This window comes from Hymenobacter psychrophilus, from assembly GCF_900107135.1.
Taxonomy (GTDB): domain Bacteria; phylum Bacteroidota; class Bacteroidia; order Cytophagales; family Hymenobacteraceae; genus Hymenobacter; species Hymenobacter psychrophilus.
Genome location: NZ_FNOV01000003.1, coordinates 81,922 through 102,388 on the forward strand (window position 1 = coordinate 81,922; position 20,467 = coordinate 102,388).

At 60.1% G+C, this 20,467-nt stretch carries 17 protein-coding genes and 1 pseudogene; 5 read left to right on the forward strand and 13 right to left on the reverse strand.

Annotated features, from left to right (window positions below; all coding sequences use genetic code 11):
- Positions 1–65: 65 nt before the first annotated feature.
- Positions 66–224 carry a hypothetical protein gene (locus tag BLW21_RS21450; protein WP_175470865.1) on the reverse strand — a complete coding sequence of 53 codons (159 nt, stop codon included), beginning with the start codon at positions 222–224 and terminating at the stop codon, positions 66–68.
- 84 nt (positions 225–308) lie between these two features.
- Here BLW21_RS21450 and ade point away from each other — a divergent pair, with 84 nt between their 5' ends.
- Complete coding sequence (ade, locus tag BLW21_RS05240) at positions 309–1,985, forward strand: adenine deaminase (RefSeq protein WP_092738412.1); 1,677 nt, start codon at positions 309–311, stop codon at positions 1,983–1,985.
- 169 nt (positions 1,986–2,154) lie between these two features.
- Here the strand turns inward: ade and BLW21_RS05245 are convergent, their stop codons facing one another.
- Positions 2,155–2,565, reverse strand: coding sequence for a response regulator (locus tag BLW21_RS05245; RefSeq protein WP_092738413.1), 411 nt, complete (start codon positions 2,563–2,565; stop codon positions 2,155–2,157).
- Between the two features lie 44 nt (positions 2,566–2,609).
- A pseudogene (locus BLW21_RS05250) lies at positions 2,610–3,584 on the reverse strand (PLP-dependent cysteine synthase family protein); the annotation flags it as partial.
- Between the two features lie 230 nt (positions 3,585–3,814).
- On the opposite strand from BLW21_RS05250, the gene sucD reads away from it, so the two are divergent.
- Positions 3,815–4,696, forward strand: coding sequence for a succinate--CoA ligase subunit alpha (sucD, locus tag BLW21_RS05255; RefSeq protein ID WP_092738415.1), 882 nt, complete (start codon positions 3,815–3,817; stop codon positions 4,694–4,696).
- Positions 4,697–4,756: 60 nt separating this feature from the next.
- Here sucD and BLW21_RS05260 read toward each other — a convergent pair whose 3' ends face one another.
- The 4 genes from BLW21_RS05260 to BLW21_RS05275 form a co-directional block, all read right to left on the reverse strand.
- A complete protein-coding gene (locus BLW21_RS05260; protein ID WP_092738416.1) occupies positions 4,757–5,413 on the reverse strand; it encodes a hypothetical protein in 657 nt (218 codons plus the stop codon).
- Between the two features lie 41 nt (positions 5,414–5,454).
- Entirely contained in the window at positions 5,455–6,099 is a 645-nt protein-coding gene (locus tag BLW21_RS05265; RefSeq protein ID WP_092738417.1) for an HAD family hydrolase, read from the reverse strand.
- Between the two features lie 27 nt (positions 6,100–6,126).
- A complete protein-coding gene (locus BLW21_RS05270) occupies positions 6,127–7,107 on the reverse strand; it encodes an ATP-grasp domain-containing protein (RefSeq protein ID WP_092738418.1) in 981 nt (326 codons plus the stop codon).
- A gap of 78 nt (positions 7,108–7,185) precedes the next feature.
- On the reverse strand, positions 7,186–7,926 hold the full coding sequence (locus BLW21_RS05275) for a hypothetical protein (protein ID WP_139255089.1): 741 nt from the start codon (positions 7,924–7,926) through the stop codon (positions 7,186–7,188).
- Between the two features lie 231 nt (positions 7,927–8,157).
- On the opposite strand from BLW21_RS05275, the gene BLW21_RS05280 reads away from it, so the two are divergent.
- Positions 8,158–9,558, forward strand: a complete 1,401-nt coding sequence (locus tag BLW21_RS05280) for a mercuric reductase (protein ID WP_092738420.1) — start codon at positions 8,158–8,160, stop codon at positions 9,556–9,558.
- 97 nt (positions 9,559–9,655) lie between these two features.
- Positions 9,656–10,336, forward strand: a complete 681-nt coding sequence (locus BLW21_RS05285; RefSeq protein WP_092738421.1) for a hypothetical protein — start codon at positions 9,656–9,658, stop codon at positions 10,334–10,336.
- Between the two features lie 293 nt (positions 10,337–10,629).
- Here the strand turns inward: BLW21_RS05285 and BLW21_RS05290 are convergent, their stop codons facing one another.
- The 5 genes from BLW21_RS05290 to pheT form a co-directional block, all read right to left on the reverse strand.
- On the reverse strand, positions 10,630–11,406 hold the full coding sequence (locus tag BLW21_RS05290) for a hypothetical protein (protein ID WP_092738422.1): 777 nt from the start codon (positions 11,404–11,406) through the stop codon (positions 10,630–10,632).
- A 177-nt stretch (positions 11,407–11,583) separates the two neighbouring features.
- On the reverse strand, positions 11,584–13,281 hold the full coding sequence (gene rny, locus BLW21_RS05295; RefSeq protein WP_092738423.1) for a ribonuclease Y: 1,698 nt from the start codon (positions 13,279–13,281) through the stop codon (positions 11,584–11,586).
- Positions 13,282–13,531: 250 nt separating this feature from the next.
- The gene (locus tag BLW21_RS05300; RefSeq protein WP_092738424.1) at positions 13,532–13,822 is read right to left on the reverse strand and encodes a cell division protein ZapA; all 291 of its coding nucleotides are present in this window, start codon (positions 13,820–13,822) and stop codon (positions 13,532–13,534) included.
- 51 nt (positions 13,823–13,873) lie between these two features.
- Positions 13,874–14,173: a hypothetical protein gene (locus tag BLW21_RS05305; RefSeq protein ID WP_092738425.1), complete on the reverse strand. Its 300-nt coding sequence runs from the start codon at positions 14,171–14,173 to the stop codon at positions 13,874–13,876.
- A gap of 155 nt (positions 14,174–14,328) precedes the next feature.
- Positions 14,329–16,764 carry a phenylalanine--tRNA ligase subunit beta gene (gene pheT, locus BLW21_RS05310; protein WP_092738426.1) on the reverse strand — a complete coding sequence of 812 codons (2,436 nt, stop codon included), beginning with the start codon at positions 16,762–16,764 and terminating at the stop codon, positions 14,329–14,331.
- Between the two features lie 310 nt (positions 16,765–17,074).
- Between pheT and BLW21_RS05315 the strand changes: the two genes are divergently transcribed.
- Positions 17,075–19,540, forward strand: coding sequence for a T9SS type A sorting domain-containing protein (locus tag BLW21_RS05315; RefSeq protein WP_092738427.1), 2,466 nt, complete (start codon positions 17,075–17,077; stop codon positions 19,538–19,540).
- 202 nt (positions 19,541–19,742) lie between these two features.
- On the opposite strand, the gene BLW21_RS05320 is transcribed toward BLW21_RS05315, so the two are convergent.
- A complete protein-coding gene (locus BLW21_RS05320; protein WP_175470866.1) occupies positions 19,743–20,357 on the reverse strand; it encodes a DUF1684 domain-containing protein in 615 nt (204 codons plus the stop codon).
- Positions 20,358–20,467 lie beyond the last annotated feature (110 nt).

Here is a 20,467-nt window from a genome sequence, read left to right on the forward strand (position 1 = left end):
GGCGGGCTGGTAGAGGGCAGTAACAGCAACGAGCCGGCGGGGAAGGCCCGCCGGCTGGTCGAATTCTAATGGCTTTCGCAGGGACAGGGAATCTTGCCGGACTTGGCTTTGCGCTTGTAGCTGGCCGTTTTTTTCTGCAGCGTCGAACGGGTGGCGCAGCCCGTCGTCAGCAGGCCCGAGCCCCCGATACAGACGGCCAGCAGCAAAGTCACAATCTTTCTCACGGTGCGGATTTTGGGCAAATATACGGTTCTTTACCCGCCCGCCGCCCTGCGGCCCGCTTTTTCCCCGCGCCTTCTTCTCTGCTTATGCCGCTTGATTTTTCGCTCCAGGCCAACGTTATCGACCTGTTCAGCAACACCATAACCCCCGCCACGGTGCACGTAGCCGGGGGCCGCATCCGGCAAATCGAGCCGTTGGGGCCCACCGCACCCGACCCGGCCCTGCCCTACGCGCTGCCCGGTTTCGTGGATGCGCACGTGCACGTGGAAAGCTCGCTGCTGGTGCCCTCCGAGTTTGCCCGCCTAGCCGTTACGCACGGCACCGTGGCCACCGTTTCCGACCCCCACGAAATTGGGAACGTGCTGGGCGTGGCCGGCGTGAAGTACATGCTGGCCAACGCGGCCCAAGTGCCATTCAAGTTCTGCTTCGGCGCGCCCTCCTGCGTGCCGGCCACGCCTTTCGAAACAGCAGGAGCCGAAATAACGGCCGCCGACATCGAGGCGCTGTTCCACGACCACCCCGAAATCGGCTACCTGGCCGAGATGATGAACTGGCCCGGCGTGCTCAGCCGCGACGCTGGCGTGATGGAGAAGATTGCCCTGGCCCAGCGCTACAACCGCCCCGTAGACGGCCATGCTCCCGGCCTTGTGGGCGACGATGCGCGTCGTTACGCCGAGGCCGGCATCAGCACTGACCACGAATGTTTTATGGCCGGCGAGGCGGTGGATAAGCTGGCGGCGGGCATGAAAATCCTGATTCGCGAGGGCTCGGCGGCCCGCAACTTCGAGGCCCTGATTGACCTGCTGCCCGCGCACTATGAGCAGATGATGTTCTGCTCCGACGATAAGCATCCCGACACGCTGCTGCTGGGCCACATCAACCAACTCGTGCAACGGGCCGTGGCTCGCGGCCAAGATGTGCTGCAGGTGCTGCGCGTGGCCTGCCGCAACCCCGTCGAGCATTACCGCTTGCCCGTGGGCCTGCTACGCGAAGGCGACCCGGCCGACTTCATTGTAGTAGATGATCTGGTAGATTTCAAGGTCCGCCAGACCTACCTCGACGGCGTGCTAGTGGCCGAAAACGGCGAAACCTTAATTGCCGCCGCGCCGGTGGAAGTCGTCAACAACTTCACGCCCCACCACGTGCAGGCCCAGGATTTTGAGGTAAGTATCGCTCAAGGAATCCAGCCAAACGCCAATGCAACTGTTCGCCTTATCGAGTGCTTCGACGGGCAGCTGATTACGGCCCGGCACGACGAGCCGGCACTCGTGGAAAACGGCCAGGTAGTAGCCGACCTGAGCCACGACATGCTGAAGCTGACAGTCGTGAACCGCTACCACGCGGCCCCGCCGGCGGTGGCTTTCATCCGGGGCTTCGGACTGAAAGGCGGCGCGCTGGCCAGCAGCGTGGGCCACGACTCGCACAACATTACGGCCGTAGGCTGCGACGATACCAGCCTGGCTCGGGCCGTGCAGCTGGTAATGGAAGCCCGCGGCGGGCTGGCTGTCGTCTCGCCCGACGGCACGGAGCTGGTGCTACCGCTGCCGGTGGCCGGCCTCATGTCCGACCAGCCCGGCCCAAAGGTGGCGGCCGCCTACTCAGCCATCGATGCGGCCGCCAAGGCCTTGGGATCCCCGCTCCAGGCCCCGTTCATGACGCTTTCGTTCATGGCTCTGCTCGTCATCCCCAGCCTAAAACTGTCCGACAAAGGCCTGTTTGATGGTGAGGCGTTCCGGTTTGTGGAGAATGTGGTGGTGAGCTAAAAGCAAGGAGTCAGGAGCTAGAATAGCGTCTGTCATCCTGACGAAGGAAGGACCCTATCACGCTGGAACGACCGTAACAACGACTCGTTTTCACGTGATAAGGTCCTTCCTTCGTCAGGATGACAGACGCTATTCTAGCTCCTGACTCCTTGCTTCTAGCTTCTTCCCCTTAAAACCGCTTTTCCAGCAGCTTGCTCAGCTTTTCCTCCGTCAGGGGCTTGGCCAGGTATTCCACGCCCTCGTACTGCGCCACGCGGGCGGTATCGGCGGCGTGCATAGAAGTGGTGAGCACCGCCATGACGGTTTTCTCGCGCACTTCCGGAGGCAGGGCGCTGTAGAGCTTCAGAAACTCGAAGCCGTCCATACCGGGCATCTTCAGGTCCACGAACACCAGGTCGGGAGCATTAGCCTCAACGGCCGCGTCCTTTTCGTTGCCCCAGATTTGCTGGTAGGCCTGCTCGGCCTTGTGGTACGTGTACACCTGCTCGGCCACTTCGAGGCGGCTGAGCAGGCGGTTGTTGAGGAAGCTGGTGGTTTCGTTGTCGTCCACCAGAACGATGCTACGGAGCTTAGACGCCATACCGGAAGCGGGAAAAAAGAGTCAGAGGAAAGCGTAACCGATTACAGCCAGCCTTGTTCACGCATCCACTCGTCGTTGTATATTTTACCGAGGTAGCGCGTGCCGTGGTCGGGCAAAATAATAACCATCGTGTCGTCTTCCTTCAGATGCTCGCGGGCATACTCCAGAGCACCGTGTACGGCCGAGCCGCAGGACCAGCCCACAAACAGGCCTTCTTCCTTGGCCAACTGGCGCGTCATCAGGGCCGCATCCTTGTCGGTTACCTTGATGAAGAGGTCGATAAGGTCGAAGTCTACGTTTTTGGGCAGGATATCCTCGCCGATGCCTTCAGTTTTGTACGAGTAAATCTCGTCCTCATCAAAAATGCCGGTTTCCTTGTACTTCTTGAACACCGAACCGTAGGTGTCGAGCCCCACCGATACGATGGCCGGGTTTTGCTCCTTCAGGTACTTGCCGGTGCCGCAGATGGTGCCGCCCGTGCCCACGCCGGCCGCCAGGTGCGTGATTTTACCCTCGGTCTGCGCCCAGATTTCGGGGCCTGTGGTTTCGTAGTGCGCCTGGGCGTTGGAGGGGTTGTCGTACTGGTTCGGGTAGAACGAGTTCTCGATTTCGGCGTTGAGCTTGCGGGCAATGGAGTAATAGCTGCGCGGGTCGTCGGCCGATACGTTGGTCGGGCACACGATAACCTCAGCACCCACGGCTTTCAGGATATCCTGCTTTTCCTTGCTCTGCTTGTCGCTCATCGTGAAGATGCACTTGTAGCCGCGGGCAATTGCCGTGAGGGCCAGGCCCATGCCAGTGTTGCCGCTCGTGCCCTCGATAATGGTGCCGCCGGGCTTCAGCAAACCGGCCTTTTCGGCATCATCAATCATTTTTACCGCCATGCGGTCCTTCACCGAGTTGCCCGGATTGAAGTATTCTACTTTAACGAGCACAGTGCCTTTGATGCCGTCGTTTACGCGGTTGAGCTTCACCATCGGCGTGTTACCGATGGCTTCAACGATATTGTTGAGATACATAAGTGAGTGAGTGATTTGCTGGCCCAAAGGTAACTCTTTGGTGTGAGCTATTAGCTGATAGCCGTTAGCTAATAGCTGACGGTGTTTTTGCCCGGTGAGCTAACAGCTAATAGCTCTCAGCTAACAGCCAATGGTAGGCAGCTAACCAGAAAACCCTACTTTTGCCCTGCCGCCCGCCTGGCGGCCGCTGTTCCCACTTCCACGAAGCAATTTCCGCTAATCCCCCTTTTATGAGTGTTCTGGTAAACAAGGATTCTAAAGTGCTAGTGCAGGGCTTCACGGGCTCCGAAGGCTCGTTTCATGCCCAGCAGATGATTGAGTACGGCACCAACGTGGTGGGCGGCGTAACGCCCGGCAAAGGCGGCACCCAGCACCTGGAGCGCCCCGTGTTCAACACCGTAGCTGAGGCCGTTGCCGAAACCGGCGCCAACACCAGCATCATTTTCGTGCCGCCGGCCTTCGCCGCCGATGCCATCATGGAGGCTGCCGATGGCGGTATCAAAGTAATTATCACCATCACCGAAGGCATTCCAACCAAGGACATGATTGCGGTGAAGGAGTACCTGAAGGGCCGCGAAGGCCTGCGCATGATTGGGCCGAACTGCCCGGGCGTGATGACCGCCGGCGAGTGCAAAGTGGGCATCATGCCCGGCTTCATCTTCACCAAAGGCAAAATCGGCATCGTTTCCAAGTCGGGCACGCTGACCTACGAAGCGGTTGACCAACTCACCAAAGCCGGCCTGGGCCAGACCACGGCCATCGGTATCGGCGGCGACCCGATTATCGGCACCACCACCAAGGAAGCGGTGGAGCTGCTCATGAACGACCCCGAAACCGAGGGCATCGTAATGATTGGTGAAATCGGCGGCGGCATGGAAGCCGAAGCTGCCCGCTGGATCAAGGAAACCGGCAACAAGAAGCCCGTAGTTGGCTTCATTGCCGGCCAGACTGCCCCTCCCGGTCGCCGCATGGGCCACGCCGGCGCCATCGTAGGCGGCGCCGACGATACGGCTGCCGCCAAAATGGCCATCATGCGCGAGTGCGGCATCCACGTCGTGGACTCGCCCGCCGAAATCGGCGACACCATGTTGCGCGTGCTGGGCGGCAAGTAATCGGTCGCTCCTCTAGCAACCTTATAGAAAGGCCTTAGCTTCTGCTAGGGCCTTTCTGTTTTACACGCCTTGAATTAAATAACGTGAGATACTTTCCGCCCCAAACTCAGCAGAAAGCGCATTTACTTGCTCGCACAACCTTTGCATTTGCCACTCGGCCTGCTCAACAGCCACTGCCAAATCGGCTACTTTAACCCGTATGACCGGCGGCGTAGGCGGATAAAAGTCCTCTCCTTCATCTTCGCAAATGATTGTGAGGTACTCTTCCTCTCGGATGGCTTTTGGAGCCGGATGGCCTTCGAGGCAGAAGTACCCCTCTTGAAACTGCGGTACCAGTAGTGGCTTCCAGTCATATACCGTAGCAATCGTACTGCAGCATTGCGGAAAAAGCACGGGAACATTATCAATAAAGAGAACGCCACCACCAAATAGCGCACACGATTCCTCCACAGGCATACGGTCATCTCCCGTCGCCCCCAGGTGCGCATTAATAAGTCGCCGTAAACCCTCCGGCTGCCAATCATCAATCCGCAGATACTTACTACCCTTAACTGCCTGACGGTGGTCGGCAAAGCCACTCAGCCGGAGGATTTTCGCCTGAAACTCTTCCCAAGCCGACGGATTTTGCCAGAACGTGGCGAAAGGACTGGGACCAACTTGGTCCCAATCAATGGCAGGCGCTGCTACTTCGAGAACGGGTAATAGGGTGATGCTCATCGCCTGGTTTTTTGTTGCCTGTCCGTTAGCTTACGTTTATCTCAGCCCAACAATTCAGCAAGCTGACTAAGAGAATCTAGGCGGCGCGGGAAGTGCGGGAAGAGTTGCTCCCGGTCGATGAGGGCCGTGTGCATGCCCAGGGCTTTCGCCGGCTCCATGTCGAGCTTGATGGAATCACCGATGTAGAGGACGCTTTCGGCCGGCACGCCCGTTTGGGCCAGTACCGCCTCGTAGAATGCTCGGTGAGGTTTGGCGACACCCACGGCTTCCGACACGCAGATGTGGCGGAACCGGTCGGCCCCAAACAGCGTGGTTAGTAGTTCGGGCAGGGAGTGGTTGAAGTTGGACGCAACACCCAGCGGCAGCGGCAGCGCGGCCAAAGCCACCGTGTCACGGAAAGCTTCCCAGGGCAGCTGGGCACAGGCCTGAAAGATGCGCTCCAGCAGGTCGGCGGTGGGAATGATGCCCAGCGAATACAGCAGCTCAGCGTTGAAGGTGCGGTAAAACTGGCGCGAGGTGCGGTCGGGAAACGGCAGGCACTCGCTCAGCAGCTTATGGTTGCGGCGCAGCTGCGGCAGCGGAATTTCATGGCCCCCGGTGGTTAGTACCTCTTGCAGCCGCTCCCACAGCAGCGGTTTGTGCAAGAGCGTATTAGCGGCGTCGAACAGCAGGTATTGAATGGGCATGAGGCGGGCTTGGACCAGAAAATCAGCCTAAAAAACAAAGTGCGGAGCCGAGTTATCGGCCAGGTTGTCAAAGGAGGTCTGGTCGGGATAAATTACGTCCAGCAACACCCGCACGGCCACGCCCGGCCGGATGTGCGGCGCGTCGGGCATTTGCCCATACAGGTATTCCTGCAAGGTGTAGCGCACATCGGTAAACCCGAAATTGGCCCGAATGGAATTGGTGCCCGAAATCCGGCAGTTCACCTCGAACGGCACCACCTCCCCGTCAGTCTGCACAATGGACTGGAGGTTGGCAGATCCATTAAATTCGCCCGCAATCAGCATCTTATCCAGGATTTCGCGCACGGCCGCATCGGCGTGAGTTACGACGCGGCACGAGCTGGTGGTTCCGTTTTCGAGGCTCCGGACCAGCGTGATGAAGCCGTGAAGCTGCTGCTGGCGGTTTACGTAAAATGCGGTGGTTATTTCCTCGCCCCGCTGCAGCTCCTGCACGATGTATTCCTCATCGGAGAAACCTGAAAAGTTCGCCGGATTGATATGCAGGCCCCGCGAGCCGCGCCCGGTTCTGGGCTTAACGATGCACTCGGCATATTGGCCCCGGTATTCGGAAGGCGGAATGGTGCGGGCAAAAGGAATTCCGTGCCTGGCATGGTGGTGGAACGTCGCCAGTTTGTCAAGATAAATGCCCGCCGTGCTGGCGGGCGAAGCGGCTACAGCGCAGCCCACTTCTGACCGGTGCCGGGCCAGCTCACACAGTTCGTAGTCGGTGGAGGGGATAACAAGGTCAATACGCTCCTGCTCAACGATGGCCGCAATCCGGGCCACATAAGCGGGAGCCTCAGCGTAAGGCACTTCGTGGAAGGCGTCGACCAAGTGGTTGCCGGCCGAAAAAGCGGCTACGTTGCAGCCTACTACCCGCACCGGAAAGCCCGTAGCGCGAATAGTACGCACGATACCCTGGCCAACGTTGCCGCCAATACCAGTTACGAGGACGGTTTTTGTTTCCATGTAAGCAGCTCCCTGAGGCCGGCCCTGGCAAAATCGGGCAAGGTCTCGGCCGTAGGGTGTCAAAGGTAACTGCTTCTCCTACTTGCCGCCCGTCTGCCCGCCCAGGTTCACCACAATGCCAATCTGAAACACCGAATTGGCGGCTTTCAGGTACTTGCGGTGCTTGAGGCCGAAGTTGTAGCCGCTGATGAACTGGCCATCGAGCGGGCCGATGAGCTTGACGCGGGCGTAGGTTATGGGCTCGAACAGGATATTATCCTCGTTGAAAGCGGGCTGGCCGTTGAGGCGGAAATCGGTGAGCGTGACGTAGCTGGCGCGCATGGCCGTGCCGTAGGTTAGGGGCCAGTCGCGGCCCAGCAGGTGGTAGCTTTTCTTTTCCTTGGAGCTATAATTCACCTGCACAAAATACTTGTTCAGGCCCGCTTCGAGCGTGCGCGTAATGCCTTCGCTGGAGTTGCGCTCGACGCGCTTTGTGCGGCCGCCGCCGTAGCCGCCATAGATTTCCAGCACCCGCTTATCAGGCAGGCGCGTAAAGTAGCCCAGGCCCAGCTCGGCAAAGTCGTGGTCGACGGCCTCCTTCTTTTTATTGGTGTGCAGAAATGAGGCCGAGCCCATCACGCCCAGATGGTCAGAAATGGCGTAGGCACCCTGCACGGCCGTGTTCTGGCTTACGTTGGTGTGCACACCAGCACTCCATTCGCCCTTTTGGGTGAGCAGCGGCACCTGGGGCGGAGGCGGAAAGTAAAGCGACGCACAACCCGTGAGTAGTAGCAGCAGTAGTGGCAGCAGACCGCAAACTGCGCGAAATCGAGAGAGCATGAACCGGGGAAATAAAGCCGATGCGGGAAGATAGAAAAGTAGTGCCAAAGTTCGGGTAGCCCAGCTTTGGCATGGCCCTGGCTGCCGCCCTAACGCATGCAGCCCTGCTTCGTTGTCCGGCCGGAAGCGCGACGGCTGCGTACAGCAGGGCGGGCGGCACCACACACCGCTTGTCAGGTGTCGCCGTTTTTCTACTACTCGTTCTTCCAACCAGCTAACAGTTTACTATACATGTCCGCTACTTCTTACGATGCGCTGATTATTGGCTCTGGCCAGGCAGGCAATCCGCTGGCTTACGCCTTGGCTGAGGCTGGCCACCGCGTTGCGCTCATAGAAAGTGCCCACTTAGGCGGTTCGTGCGTTAATTACGGCTGCGCACCTACCAAAATCATGCTGGCTTCGGCCCAGCGGGCGCATTTGGTACGCACCGCCGGCGAGCTGGGCATTCAGGCCCCCGAACCGGTCGTGGACTTTGCCGCCGTAGTCGCGCGCAAGGACCGGCTGACGCAGAATTCGCGCGACGGTATCGAGCGAAACCTCACTACTGCCCACCCCAACATCCGGCTCGTACGGGGCCGGGCCCGTTTTGCGGCGCCCAACACGTTGCATGTCGACCTTAACGACGCGGCAGGCCAGGAGCAGCTAACAGCGCCGCTCATCTTCATTAACACCGGAACCCACGCGGCCGTGCCCCTCATTGCCGGTCTCGAAGCCAGCGGCTACCTTACCAACGACACGCTGCTGCTGGGCCTGCAACAACTACCCGAACACCTCATCATTCTGGGCGGTAGCTACATCGGGGTCGAGTTCGGGCAGATGTTCCGGCGCCTGGGCTCGCGCGTTACCGTTATCGAAACCTCGGCCACTATCATGGACCGCGAAGACTCGGATGTTAGCCGGCCAATGCAGGAGTTACTCGAAGCCGAGGGCATTGAATTCGTACTCGAAGCCGAGGCCCGGCACGTATCCCGCAACGACGAAGGTGTCCTCACGCTCACGGCCGATACACCGGGCGGTGAGCGGCGTATCCGGGGTTCGCACCTGCTGGTGGCCACCGGGCGGGTGCCCAATACACTGGACATGGGCCTGGAGCTGGCCGGCATTGAAACCGACGAGGATGGCTACATTCTGGTGGATGACGACTTGCGCACCCCCGCCAAGGGCGTGTATGCCCTCGGCGACGTGAAGGGCGGCCCCCAGTTCACCCACATCACCTACGACGACTACCGCATTGTGCGCGACCAGGTGTTGCACGGCCGCGCCCGCGACTATCACCAGCGGCCAGTGCCCTACGTGGTATTTACCGAGCCCCAACTGGGCCGCATCGGGCTTTCCAAGGACCAGGCTCGCAAGCAGAAAGTGCCTTTCCGGGTGAGCCGGCTGGATGCCAGCACCATTGGCCGGGCCGTGGAAACGGGCCAGACTGAGGGCTTCGTGGAAGTGCTCGTGGGCGACGACGACCAGCTGCTGGGGGCGGCCGTGCTCTGCGAGCAGGGTGGCGAAATCATGACCATGTTCCAGTTGGCCATGGCCGGCAACCTGCGCTACCAGCAGCTTGAGAATCTCATTATTGCCCACCCTACCTGGGCCGAAGTACTCAACAATGCCTTTCAGAAGCTGGAAAGAGGCTAAATACCCAGTTGTTCGTTGCGCATTTTTTTTGCTCCGCCCGTCGGCCTGTGCCCGGCGGCCACGGCACTATTATTTCTCCCTCCTGACTACATTTCTCATGACCACTTCCTGCAAAACCACCATCACGAGCAAAGAAACGCTGAGCGAAATTCCCGGCACCTGGCAGCTTACTGACTATCGGTCCATCATGAGCGCGGCCGGTTTTGCCGACGGCGACACCATTTCGGAATCTGAAACCCGCGAAATGACCCTGATGGCCCTGGCCGACCTCGAACCGGCCGAAGCCGCCAACGTGCTGCTCAGCTACCGCCTCGGCGACGACCTGAACGACGGCCAGATCGACCAGATTTCGCACGACATGCAGAACGACAAAATTTTCGAGGAGTACCCCGAAATCGGCCTGCACCGCCACCTTTTCGACGCCAACCAACTCCTGCGCCTGGCCTACAACGGCAAGTTCCCCAACGGCGAGGCCGTACTGGTGCACGCCACTATGCAGTTCACCGGCCCCGAGGCTCCCGGGCAGCTTACGGCTGGCCTCGTGCTGCGGGCCCTGGCCCCGGCCCTCTCCGACCGCTCGCTCATCAAGCGCCTCTACGCCGCCGACCTGGAAGCCGACACGCCCTTCGAAGCCGCCGACAACATCCTCTGGGAAATGACGGCCACGCCCGAAGACGCCCCCGGTACCTTTGCCGTGCGCCTGGTTTCATCGGAGTACTGGCTCCACGATTTGGCCGATTCGGGCGAGTTCGAAGGCGAAATCACGCTGCCCGAATAAACCGAGGCGTAAGCCGCCTGATCGGTTTTTACCAGTCCGCTATTTTCAATAGATGGGGCAGGAGAATAACGCGCACAATCGGGCGGGCAACCCCTTGCACTACCTGGCCAGCCCCGGCAACTGGGCCGACTCGATTATGCGCTTTAGCGGTTAGAGAGGTTGTTCCCGAAGTGTCCGGAATCGAGTTAGTGCGTCATGCTTACTCTGGTGTCCGCCTGTTGGAGCATGGCGCGCTAACTTGGCTTTCTAAGCAGATTCGGAGTAGGCACAGCAACTGGTGGCCTTAGTATCCGCTATTCTCCGGCTCGTCGGGCAAGCAAATGTGGATATACCACAAGGCCCACGGAGGTAAGTACCCGTGCCTCTTTGGTATCGGCCAGTGGCTGGGGCAGGTACGCCCCCCGGCCCGCCATGTAATCCGACGACCACGACAGACTAGTGGCCACCTGCACCTGCCACCAGCGCTTCCCCTTGTGCCAGCCCCCGAAGCGCACAAAAACCATGGGCTCATTGCGCGTCATGCGCCGGAGCGGCAAGGGCAGGCCATTGTTGGTCAGCGACGCGAAACGCACCTGCGAGAGGCGGTAGGCGACGCCCCAGGTAGTCCACGATCCTTCGTGCGCCAGAAACGCGTCGGCAAACACCGTATGGTAGCGAGCAGCATAATCGAAGTAGCTAGTAGTGTCTCTGTTTGAGCCGAATCCCTCTCGGGTAAAGGCCCGGTTCCCCTCGCCCCGGCCGTAGCCCCCGCCTCCCCCTATCAGCCAGTCGGCCGGGAGTTGCCGGTAGGTTCCCATGCCCAGCTCGAACTGCCGGTTGCGGAACCCTGCAGATTCACCCTGGTTGACAGTCATGCCCCCGGCAGCCCGTAGCACCAGGTGGTTGAGGGGCGAATACGCCGCCGAACCCTCCAGCCGCCCCGATAAATAGCCACCGACTGCCACCTCAGCCTCCCCTTTCGCCCGTAGCAAAGGCGCAGCAGGACGCAAAGGCTCGTAAACCGAGCACCCCATCATAAGGCTGATGAGTAACCCAAGCAGCACAGTTTTCAGGAATAGCAGTAACCGCATACAAGAATTTATACTACTAATTAACAGTTAATTGAGTCAAAGAATTAGTAGTGAGAGACTGTAGCGGCACAGCAGGTTGCACAGCGCACAAAAAAGGCCCGCCGGAAGTGCTTTCGGCAGGCCTTTTGACTTATAAATCTTCGTCCTTGCTGCGCGCGGAAGGAAGATTTTGGTGGTTTACTTGGCGTAGGCTACGGCGCGCATTTCACGAATAACCGTGATTTTGATCTGGCCGGGGTACTGCATTTCCTTCTCGATTTTCTGGGAAATTTCGTAGCTCAGCTCGGCGGCGCGCTCATCGGTCACATTCTCGGCGTCCACCATCACGCGCAGCTCGCGGCCGGCCTGAATGGCGAAACACTGGTTGACGCCCTTGAAGCCGTTGGCGGTTTCTTCGAGCTGCTTGAGGCGCTTGATGTAGCTTTCCATCATCTCGCGACGGGCACCCGGGCGCGAGCCCGAAATGGCGTCGCAGGCCTGCACCAGGGGCGAAATCATGGCCGTCATCTCCATCTCGTCGTGGTGGGCGCCAATGGCATTCACCACGTCGGGGTGCTCCTTGTACTTCTTGGCCATCTCCATGCCCAAAATGGCGTGGGGCAGTTCGGGCTCCTCGGTGCTCACCTTACCGATGTCGTGGAGGAGGCCGGCACGCTTGGCGTGCTTCACATTGAGGCCCATTTCGGCGGCCATGGTGGCGCAGAGGTTGGCTACTTCGCGGCTGTGCTGGAGCAGGTTCTGGCCATAGCTGGAGCGGAAACGCATGCGGCCCACCATCTTGATCAGCTCGGGGTGCAGGCCGTGGATGCCGAGGTCGATGATGGTCTTCTCCCCGATTTCCACGATTTCCTCGTCGATGTTCTTGCGGGTCTTGGCCACAATTTCCTCGATGCGGGCGGGGTGAATCCGTCCGTCCTTCACCAGCAGGTGCAAGCTCAGGCGGGCCACCTCGCGACGCACCGGGTCGAAGCCCGAGATGATGATGGCCTCGGGCGTGTCGTCCACAATAATTTCAACGCCCGTGGCAGCCTCCAGGGCCCGGATGTTGCGGCCTTCGCGGCCGATAATCTTACCCTTTACGTCGTCGCTTTCAATGTTGAAGATGCTGACGCAGTTCTCAATGGCGTGCTCGGCGGCGGTGCGCTGAATAGTTTCGAGCACGATTTTCTTGGCGTCTTTAGTTGCCGTGAGCTTGCTCTGGGCGACCACGTCCTTGATGTAGGAGCTGGCCTGAATCTGGGCTTCGTTTTTGAGGCCTTCCACCAGCTGCTCGCGGGCCTCGGCGGCCGTAAGGCCCGAAATGGCTTCAAGCTGGCTGGTAATGGCGCTGATTTTCTCGGTGAGCTGCTGGCGGATGTCACGCAGCTCGGTTTCCACTTCCTGCTCGCGGCTTTCGAGCTTGGCCAGCTGGGCATCGAGGGTAGCTTTACGCTTTTCGTCCTGGGCTTCGAGCTTTTCGCGCTGTTGCTGAGCCTGGGTTTCGAGGCGTTCTTTCGCCGTGTCGAGCTCCTTTTCCTTGCGCTGTACCTGGTCGAGCTGCTTTTGGGTAGTCTGGCTGAGCTGCTTGATGCTCTGCTCCTGCTCCACTACGCTGGCGCGGCGCTCGGTCAGCTCCTGATCCAAGCTCTGCTTCTGGCGGCGGCTTTCCTGCTCGAATTCCTGCTTAAGGTTGCGGAATTTATCTTTGGACTGCTGAATTCGCTCGTCGCGGATGCGGGTGGCCTCGGCTTCGGCATCGGCCAGCAGCTGCTGGCCTTTGGTTCGGGCATCACCCTCGTGGTCCTGCCGGGCCTTGCCGGCCAGCAGGCGTCCCAGCACCACGCCAACCACAAGGGCCAGCACGGCTGCCAGAACAATATAAAGCGTTTGAGACATGACTGTAGGGGGATTGAAATTGGAAGTTGAATGCTGGTTCTCAGCTTTTTGTTCTTGGCTGGTAGTCTGGTAGCAGTCAAAGCTGACTACCACGCATCCTACACCAACAACTAAGCGCTAAGAACCATTACTCCACAGCCCCCGGTAGAAACGCCAAAGGCCCGTGCGATGGCCGGGCCGCTTGCCCCGCCCCGCACCGGGCTGTTACTTCGCGCCGAATCGGCCCCGCGCCCACTGAAGGGCAACCGGGTCAGACCAACACCGTCCCCGATAGCAGCTCGTCCAAACGCGCGAGGCGCTCGGTCAGGGCCGCATCGGTCCCATCCTTTTCCGTCGTGACCTTCAAGCGGTCAGCCATGGTTGATAAGGCAATCATGGCCAGCAGGTCCTGTTTGTCCTGAATGCCGTACTGTTCCCGGAATTCCTTCAGCCGCTCACCGAGCAGCCGGCCCGCAAGGCGCAGGCGCTCCTCATCCTGGGGGCTTACCTTCATGGGGTAATCCCGATCAGCAATTCGGATTTTAATGGAAAGATCGGACATCAGCTTAGCTGCTGGCAGTGGTAGGTTAGGGGGATGTTGGTTCGGTATGGTTTACTCCCTCAAATAGGCAAGGCACTTATCTATTTCGCGGATGTATTCGTTCAGGCGAAGTTTCAGCTCGTTGACATTGGCCGGTTCCCCGGTCGCTATGGTATTGACAAGTTTAGTGATATTCTCCTGATTCTGGAAATCCTTAATGACCCGCTCCCGGTCGCGCACGTCGGCCTGCAACTGCTGAACAGTAGTCTGGGCATCGGCCACATCCTCGCGCAACTGCTGATAGGCAGCCACTAAAGTGGTTACCTGCCGCTCCAGGCGGTCGAGTTGGGCAAGCTGCTGGGTGGAGGCCATCTTTTAGTTTTTAATGGATGGTTTTTGGTTTTTTGTAAAGAACGTCATTCAGAGCGAAGCGAAGAATCTCGCATGCTTATGCTAAACAACTCTGGCAACGTCAACACGCGCGATTCTTCGCTTCGCTCTGAATGACGTTCGTCTAGGAAACCAATCTACCGCCGGATAACGGCCCCGGCCTGCTGCTCGAACTGCTGAATCAGGCGGTTCATCACCTGGTCGATGGCCTGGTCGGTGAGCGTCTGGGTGGCATCTTGGAGCAGGAAGCTGACGGAGTACGACTTCTTGCCGGCCCCCAGGTTGTCGCCCTCGTACACGTCGAACACATTGACGTGGCGCAGCAGCTTCTTTTCGGCGCGGCGGGCAATCTGCCGAAGCTGGTCGAAGCTCACGGTGCGGTCGACGACCAGGCTCAGGTCGCGGCGCACTTCCGGGAACTTGGGCAGCTCCTGGGCCACGAGGCGGCTCTTGTGCTTGCGCATCAGGCCGTCCCAGTCCAGCTCGGCAAACCAGACGGGCTGGCTCACGTCGAGGCGCTTGAGCACGGCCGCGGACACGGCGCCGAGTTGGGCCACCGACTGGTTCTGGGCCAGCAGCGTGAGGCCACCGGCCAGATAGGGGTGCTCGACGGGCCGCGAGGCAGGCTCGGCGAAGCCCAAGGCGGCCAGCACCTGCTGCACGGCCCCGGCCAGCTGGTGGAAGGAGCTTTTGGCCGATTTCTGCTGCCAGGTTTCGGCGGCCGTGTTGCCGGTGAGGTAGATGACGAGCTGGTTCTGCTCCTCGTGGCCGCCGCCGGGCAGCTGGCGGTAGGTTTTGCCGAACTCGTAGAGCTTCAGGTCGCGCTGGCGGCGGTTCACGTTGTGGCGCACTACTTCCAGGCCGCTGGGCAGCAGGCTGGGCCGCATTACGTTTAGCTCGGCGCTGTTGAAGTTGAGCAAATGCACCAGCCCGGCATCGGGCGCGGCCTCGGTTTCGAAGTAGCGCGAGTTGGTGATGGAGTTGGTGATGATTTCCGAAAAGCCCTGCCCGCTCAGCAGCCGGGCCACATTCTGGCGGATGATTTCGGGGTCGGGGTTCGGGAACCGGGCCAGAAACGAGGCCGAATTATGAGGCCGCAGGGCCACGTGGTTGTAGCCGTAAATGCGCAGAATCTCCTCAATCACATCCGCTTCGCGCGTTACGTCCACTTTGTGCGGCGGCACCGACAAAATCCATTCCTCGTGGCCGGCTTCGTCCGTAAGCTCCTCCGTGATGAGGATGTCGAGGTCGGTGAGAATCTGGCGGATGCGGGCGGGCGCGATGAACTGGCCGACGAGCTTCTCGACCCGCGGCAGGCGCAGGCGCACCAGCGTGGAGCCGATAGGCTCAGGGTACTCGTCCACGACGGGCGCGGCCACGGTGGCTCCTGCCACTTCCTGGAGCAACAGCGCGGCGCGCTTGAGAGCCAGCAGCACCATGTTGGGGTCGGTGCCGCGCTCGAAGCGAAACGAGGCGTCGGTTTTGAGTTTGTGGTACTGAGAAGTGGTTCGAACAGTAGCAGGGTCGAAGTAGGCGCTTTCCAAGAAAACATGAGTAGTAGCATCTACTACACCTGACTTTGCTCCGCCGAATACCCCGGCAAGTGCAATTGGCTCCCCATTCCCATCGGCAATGACTAAGTCGCCATAGGCAAGCTCCCGTTCTACGCCATCCAGCGTCACTAATTTATCCCAAACTTCACCCCACATTACGCGAATGTGGTCACCAGCAATCTGGTCGGCGTCGAAGGCGTGCAGGGGCTGGCCCAGCTCATGGAGTACGAAGTTGGTCACGTCCACCACGTTGTTGATGGGCGAGAGGCCGATGCTACGCAGGCGGCGTTGCAGCCACTCCGGTGAGGGGCCAACTTTAACGTTTTCCAGCAGCAGACCCGCGTAACGCGGCGCGGCATTGGGATATTCCAATGTCACCTTGATATTCCGCTCGGCCGTGGCTGGGGCGTGGAAGCCGCTGATGTCGGGCAGGTGGCAGGGCTGGCGCAACAGGGCGCGCAGCTCGCGGGCCACGCCGTAGTGCGAGGCCGCGTCGGCCCGGTTCGGGGTCAGGCCGATTTCAAATACCGAGTCGGAGCCCAGGCCGAAGTAGTCGGCGGCGGGCGTGCCGTTGGGCAAGTCGGTATCGAGCACCATAATACCGTCGTGCGACTGGCCCAGACCAATTTCGTCCTCGGCGCAAATCATGCCCTCGGAGGCCGCGCCCCGGATTTTCGACTTCTTGATTTTGAATGGCTCGCCGCCGCTGGGGTACAGCATAGCCCCTTCGAGGGCCACTACCACGCGCTGGCCGGCGGCCACATTGGGCGCGCCGCACACAATCTGGCGGGGGGTGGCGTCGCCCACGTCCACGGTGGTCAGACTGAGCTTGTCGGCGTCGGGGTGTTTTTCGCGGGTGAGCACGGTGCCCAATACCAGGCCGCGCAGGCCACCGGGCACGCTTTCCTGCTCCTCAATTCCCTCCACCTCCAGCCCCGAGCCGGTAAGCAGCGCCCCAATTTCGGCCGCGGGTTTATCGGTAGGGATGAGCGTGCGGAGCCAGTCGTAGGATATCTTCATTTCAGTTGCCAGTGTTCAGTTGCCAGTTGCCTGGGTGCGGCAGTCCGTTGTCAGGTTGATTTCAAGAACAACCTGGCAGCGGCCAACGGGCAACGGGCAACTGAATTCGGGCAAAGGTACAGATTCGGGCGGGCGGTAGAAAGCTGCCAGCCGGGCAACCTGCGGCCGGCAGTGCCCCGGCCGGCCACAGCCCGCCGGGTCCGATAGGCAGCGGCCGCTTCAAATGTGGAAAGCGTGTTGAATAACTGTCATCATTCCCGTAACTTTCCGACCTTTCTTTTAATATCCACTCAGCATTTCTGCTTATTTGATGAAAAAACTACTTCTAGCACCGGCGTTACTGACCAGCTTGGTCAGTTTCGGTCAGGCACCCAGGTTTACGCTCGACCCCAGCCCGGCTCCGGCTACTATCTGCTACTCGCGCCCCGAGAGCATGCACACCAAGCTGCCCCTGCCCGAGGCCTACCTCGAGCAGCAGCGCACCGGCCGCCGCGCTGCCGCGAGCGCCAAAATTGAAGTAACCTACGACGGCTTTTCGCCCGAGGCCCAGGCCGCCTTCCAGCACGCTGTCGACATCTGGCAGTCGTTGCTGATCTCGCCGGTAACCATTCGGGTGCAGGCCACCTGGACGCCGCTGGCGGCGGGCGTACTCGGCTCGGCCGGCGCCACGGCTTATTACAACGACCTAAGTGGGGCTACCCGCAACGGGGTGAGGTATCCGGTGGCCCTGGCCGAGAAAATCAGTGGCCAGGACCTGAACGCGACAAATGCACCCGATATCAATGCCCGCTTCAGCAGCACGTTTAACTGGTATTACGGGCTGGATGGCAACGTACCGGCCGGCCAGTACGATCTGGTAACGGTGGTGCTGCACGAACTAGGCCACGGCTTGGGCTTCGCTGCCGGCACCAGCTACACGGCTCCCAACGGCTCCTACGGCGTCCCGCCATCCATTTTCAGCTCCTACATTGAAAATCAGGCTGGCGAGTTACTCATTAATAACCCGGCCTACCCCAACAACTCGGCGGCACTGGGCACGCAGTTTACCAGCAATCAGCTTTACTTCAACAGCCCGCTGGCCCGGGCCGTCAACGACGACAAGCGCCCCCGGCTGTATGCCCCGGCCACGTACTCGTCGGGCTCCAGCATTTCGCACCTTGATGAGGCCACGTACCGCGCCGGCGACATCAATTCGCTGATGTCGCCGCAGGTTGGCGCGGCCGAGGCCATGCACAACCCCGGTCCGCTCACGCTGAAGATGTTCGACGAGATGGGCTGGTTCAACACGGCCATCCGCACTACGCCGCTCCGGGATTCGGAAGTGGCCCGCGACTTCCCCGTTACGGCTACCATCATCAGCGACGGCACGGTTACGCCCGGCTCGGTGAAGCTCAACTACGCCATCGATAATGCGGCGCCCGTGGCCATTACCATGACCAACACGGGCGGCAACGAGTACCGGGGCGTAATTCCAAGCCCGGGTCTCAACCACAAAATCAGCTACTTCATCACGGCTTCCGACAACGAAACCAAGCGTACCTACTCCGCCCCGGCCGCCTACCAGCCCAACGTGGCAACCGTCGACCGCTACTCGTTTGTCGTGGGCCCCGATGTGGTGGCGCCGCTCGTGCAGCACCGGGCCGCGACCTACGTATTCGTTGATAAGCTGCCGCTGAACCTGCAGGTGCAGGCCACCGACAACCTGGGCATAGGCAGCGTGCAGGCCGAGGTATTTGTAAACGGCGTGGCCAAGCCGACGCTCACGCTTACCCGCCAGGGAACTTCCAGCACTTACACCGGAGGCCTGACGGCCGCTGGCATCGTGGCCGGCGACGTGCTCACCTACCGCATTCTGACCCGCGACGTGGCGGCGGCGGCCAACCAGACGCTAAACCCCACCAGCGGTTTTTACACCGTGAATGTGGTGGGCTTCAAGCCGGCGCAGGCCGCTTACACCAACAACTTCAACAGCGCCGCGCCGCTCGATTTCGTGGGCGAGGGCTTCACGATTGCGCAGCCCGGCAACTTCGCCAATCCGGCCATCCACTCCGACCACCAGTACGCCAACGATACGTCCCTCATCTACCAGATGCTGGTTCCCATCAAGGTAACGTCGAAGAACACGATTATGACGTTTGACGAAGTGGTGCTGGTGGAGCCCGGCGAGCCTACTGCTACTTTTGGCACCGAGGAATTTTACGACTACGTGGTGGTAGAGGGCAGCACCGACCAGGGTGCCACCTGGAAGCCCGTAGCCGATGGCTACGACTCGCGCCTGCAAGCCGATTGGCTGGCGGCCTGGAACCTCAAAGTAACGGCGGCCGGCAACTCCAACTCCGTTGGCAGTCCGTCGCTGTTCAAACCGCATACTTTCAGCCTGGGCGCCAAATACAACGTGGGCGACGAAGTGCGCCTGCGCTTCCGCCTCACCGCCGACCCCGGCGCGTTTGGCTGGGGCTGGGCCATCGACAACTTGGTGGTCAGCAACGTGATAACCAGCGTGGCCTCGGAGCTGAAAGCCAATGGCGGCTTGAGTGTGTTCCCGAACCCAAGCGCCGGCCAGTTCCGCGTGCAGGCCCGCTTCAGCCGGCCTACCAGCGGCCTCGAAGTGGTGGTGCGCAACATGCTGGGCCAGGAAGTATTCCGCCAAGCTGTGCCTGCTACTGCCAGCCTCAACCTACCCATCGATCTGGGTCAGTTGGCCAGCGGCCTCTACCAACTCAGCTTGGGCAACGGTGCCGACGCTACTTCGCGCAAAATCCTGATTCAGCGGTAGTTTTAATCAGCTGTTAGCTGAGAGCTATTAGCTGTTAGCTTTCCGTTTTTACCAACCCAGCAGTATATCACAGAAAAGGGCGGCCCCTCCACAGTTGGAGGGGCCGCCCTTTTCTGTAGTCAGATTCTCTAACCTAAGTCAGAAATGCGGTCTGAAAAACCGAGAACGAAAGCTAATAGCTGTTAGCTAATAGCTATCAGCTCTATTTATACGCCTTCTCGCCGGCCTCAATCTGCAGTTTCAAGCGGTTGTCGGGCGGTGGCACGGGGCACGCGTAGGCGTCGGAGTAAGCGCAATAGGGGCTGTAGGCCTGGTTGAAATCGAGCAGCACTTCGGTGTCGGAGGCGGCGGGCAGGGGCGCATCGAGGTAGCGGCCGCCGCCGTAGGAGCCGAAGCCGTTGGTGCGGTCGGTGAAGGGCACAAACAGGGTCGTGTCTTTGCCGTCGGCCTTCAGGAATAGCGTGAGCTGATACTCCTGCTTCTCGAAGATGAATTTGGCCCGGCCCCAACGCAGGTACTTGTCCGACTTGCCGTCGGTGAGTGGCATTTCTACAGTGTCGCGCTGCGGGAAGTGCTCCAGTTGGGCATCGAGGCGGAAAGCACGGTTGGGCGGGTAGAACTTGAGGCTGTCGAAGCTTTGGCGCAACTCGTCGCTGAGGGGCGAGGAGTTGGGGCGGCGGAAGGCGTTGTTCTTGGCTTCGCGCTGCTGTTGCAGCCGGGCCACGTACTGGTCCTGGCCCAGCACAAGGTCTTGCAGAAAGTAGCCGAACACGAGCAGCAGGCCCAGGCCAATGAGGATTTTGGGGTTGATGCGCAAAGGGGAGGGAATTAAAAATTAAGCGTGAGAAATTAAAAACAAGCCATCGTTCAGTCAATTCGTATCGACCGCAGCTCATCACAAGTTTGTGCTGTATCTCTCAACAAAGA

Bases quoted from the DNA above. Each gene is read 5' to 3' on its own strand.
- sucD (WP_092738415.1), top strand. From the start codon at position 3,815: ATGAGTGTTCTGGTAAACAAGGATTCTAAAGTGCTAGTGCAGGGCTTC.
- BLW21_RS05285 (WP_092738421.1), top strand. From the start codon at position 9,656: ATGACCACTTCCTGCAAAACCACCATCACGAGCAAAGAAACGCTGAGC.
- rny (WP_092738423.1), bottom strand. From the start codon at position 13,281: ATGTCTCAAACGCTTTATATTGTTCTGGCAGCCGTGCTGGCCCTTGTG.
- BLW21_RS05315 (WP_092738427.1), top strand. From the start codon at position 17,075: ATGAAAAAACTACTTCTAGCACCGGCGTTACTGACCAGCTTGGTCAGT.
- BLW21_RS05300 (WP_092738424.1), bottom strand. From the start codon at position 13,822: ATGTCCGATCTTTCCATTAAAATCCGAATTGCTGATCGGGATTACCCC.
- BLW21_RS05260 (WP_092738416.1), bottom strand. From the start codon at position 5,413: ATGAGCATCACCCTATTACCCGTTCTCGAAGTAGCAGCGCCTGCCATT.
- BLW21_RS05265 (WP_092738417.1), bottom strand. From the start codon at position 6,099: ATGCCCATTCAATACCTGCTGTTCGACGCCGCTAATACGCTCTTGCAC.
- BLW21_RS05280 (WP_092738420.1), top strand. From the start codon at position 8,158: ATGTCCGCTACTTCTTACGATGCGCTGATTATTGGCTCTGGCCAGGCA.
- BLW21_RS05245 (WP_092738413.1), bottom strand. From the start codon at position 2,565: ATGGCGTCTAAGCTCCGTAGCATCGTTCTGGTGGACGACAACGAAACC.
- pheT (WP_092738426.1), bottom strand. From the start codon at position 16,764: ATGAAGATATCCTACGACTGGCTCCGCACGCTCATCCCTACCGATAAA.
- BLW21_RS05275 (WP_139255089.1), bottom strand. From the start codon at position 7,926: ATGCTCTCTCGATTTCGCGCAGTTTGCGGTCTGCTGCCACTACTGCTG.
- BLW21_RS05290 (WP_092738422.1), bottom strand. From the start codon at position 11,406: ATGCGGTTACTGCTATTCCTGAAAACTGTGCTGCTTGGGTTACTCATC.
- ade (WP_092738412.1), top strand. From the start codon at position 309: ATGCCGCTTGATTTTTCGCTCCAGGCCAACGTTATCGACCTGTTCAGC.
- BLW21_RS05305 (WP_092738425.1), bottom strand. From the start codon at position 14,173: ATGGCCTCCACCCAGCAGCTTGCCCAACTCGACCGCCTGGAGCGGCAG.
- BLW21_RS05270 (WP_092738418.1), bottom strand. From the start codon at position 7,107: ATGGAAACAAAAACCGTCCTCGTAACTGGTATTGGCGGCAACGTTGGC.